Origin of the sequence: Levilactobacillus cerevisiae (assembly GCF_003946245.1) — a bacterium.
GTDB lineage: Bacteria > Bacillota > Bacilli > Lactobacillales > Lactobacillaceae > Levilactobacillus > Levilactobacillus cerevisiae.
Window position 1 is genome coordinate 1 of sequence record NZ_RHNN01000065.1, and the last position, 2,170, is coordinate 2,170.

General features: G+C 41.6%; 2 protein-coding genes and 1 pseudogene. 1 reads left to right on the forward strand and 2 read right to left on the reverse strand.

What is annotated here, in order from left to right:
• The coding region (locus EKM99_RS15505; RefSeq protein WP_263853879.1) for a type I restriction endonuclease at positions 1–515 on the reverse strand (515 nt) is incomplete at its 3' end.
• Between the two features lie 188 nt (positions 516–703).
• Between EKM99_RS15505 and EKM99_RS15515 the strand changes: the two are divergent.
• Positions 704–931: pseudogene (locus EKM99_RS15515) on the forward strand (DinB/UmuC family translesion DNA polymerase); the annotation flags it as partial.
• A gap of 492 nt (positions 932–1,423) precedes the next feature.
• On the opposite strand, the gene EKM99_RS15525 reads toward EKM99_RS15515, so the two are convergent.
• A partial coding sequence (locus EKM99_RS15525) for a mucin-binding protein (protein WP_125584202.1) occupies positions 1,424–2,170 on the reverse strand: 747 nt, incomplete at its 5' end.

Here is a 2,170-nt window from a genome sequence, read left to right on the forward strand (position 1 = left end):
TCAATTTGATTAAAAGCCTGGTTAAGTTCGACCGTGGCTTTTTTTAGTTCCAATTGAATTAAGGGTAACCCATTAATTAATAAGGTTACGTCAAAACGGCGATCAGGGTCGACGTCTTGAGTACCAGCTAGCCGTGGTCGTACCGCTTGCCGGACCACTTCATAACTAGATTTACCGCCAGCAACGTCCGCTTTCCAAAATAACTCGAGTGTCACCGTGCCCAGCTTAGCCTCATCACGTTCAACTTCCACTTTGCCAATGCCATTTTCGGCGGCTAGTAACTTAGCTGCTTCGTAAGGTGTCCGGACTTCAATCGCCCGTTTAACCTGATTAAATTCGGTATCAGTTAAAGGGTGTCCCTGCAATTTAGCATAGTTATTGTTATTTAATTTATCGCGAAAATTAGCCCATAATTGATCCGGCGTCGCACCATACAGATCTTTGCGTTCCACCCATTGGTTATTCCCGGTCGTTAGGGTATTAACAACTTCTTTTTCGAATGACAGTTCCAACATAAAAACATTCCTTCCCCCCACCTTTAAATTACTCACTAGTCTATTATACTCGAATTGCTTGGCATTTAGACGCTAGGTAAATTGTAAAATTAATTTGGATACTGTTCGAACAAAAAAGATCAGCTGCCTTTAAAATAGTTTTTAACCCTAGATTGCATAATTAAAGTTACCACCCAGTAAATGTGAAAAAAGACTATGGCAATAGTCAGGTGCTCATGTGTGATTACACGCAGGCAAAGGAGATTAAAGTCGTGCTTAGCGAGATTGCTGATCAGGTTGCTGGCAGACTTCGTCACCATCAAGTACAAGGTGAAGTGGTTAGCGTTGGGATTGATTATGCTGATGCAGAAGAAGCGGGCACCTCCGGTTTCGGTGTGCAAATGAAGATTGATCCCACAAACCACACTGACGATTTGAGCCCCCAAAAACGTCCGCACGTCCAACCGTACAATTCTTGTCCGGACCATTGACATTCTTGCCGAACGATTTGGCAGGTCATGCATGAATTAGGCATTCAATCGACTATGTATCGCAAACGTCCTAAAAAGCCTACAACCAATACTGACACATCGCAGAAGCCTAATTTAATGAGACATCTAGCTGATTTATCTGGGGTCGTTACCACTGACATCACCTATATTCACCTGATCAATCAAAACTGGGTTTATCTCGCAACTTTGTTTGTCGTTCCTCAGTCACATCAAAACAAAATAAAACACTGGTAAAAGACCTGATGATGCGTGAATTTAAGAAATAACCAAGTGCCTTCGTCAGAACGTAACTTCTTTTGTCCGGCCTATTGACATTCTTGCCGACGTAGAGCCAAATAAAGACCCTGAAGAATAATAATATTCTTCAGGGTCCTCTTTAAATAATCTATATTCGCTACAGATATATTTATTTAATGGTTAATCATTACGACGTTTCTTGATACCAAGAAAACAGAGTAAACTTCCAAACATTGCCAACAAAATACCAATAAATGACATTGTTTGACTTTGACTATTGTTTTCACCAGTTTGAGGCAATTCATTTTCATTAGCCTGCTTTTTGTTTCTCACTGATGCCATATTACTATTCTGGACCAATTTACCTGGGTTAGTTGATTTGCCTAGGTTATTTGGCTTAGCTGGTTTATTTGGTTTAGCCGGTTTACTTGGTTTAGCCGGTTTACTTGGTTTAGCCGGTTTACTTGGCTTAGCCGGTTTATTTGGCTTAGCTGGTTTACTTGGTTTAGCCGGTTTACTTGGCTTAGCCGGTTTACTTGGGTTAACAGGATTACTGCTTCCATTAGCAGTATAAACCACTGTGAAGTCGAGGTCACTGGAGTCTCCAGTCACAGTTTGTGCCCCAATTTCAGCTTGATCTGGCGTATAACCCTTAATAACTGGGCTAGTCACTGCCGCAAAGCTTTGATCAGCTGACCAAGACCCATAGGTCTTTTCACCTGTAACCGTATCAGTTGAGATTTGACGCGTAAAGGTCACTTGAGCGGTGTTATCAGCAGGAGTTTGATTACCAGCGCCTTGATAATGAATAGTTTCTGTAACGGTTTTGGCCTCTGTAGACTGAATGTTTTGATGCTTCAAGTGAACCGTGAAGTTCTGATCAGTTGTGTCATCATTGTCGAATGTCAAATCTGCTGGATAGCCATC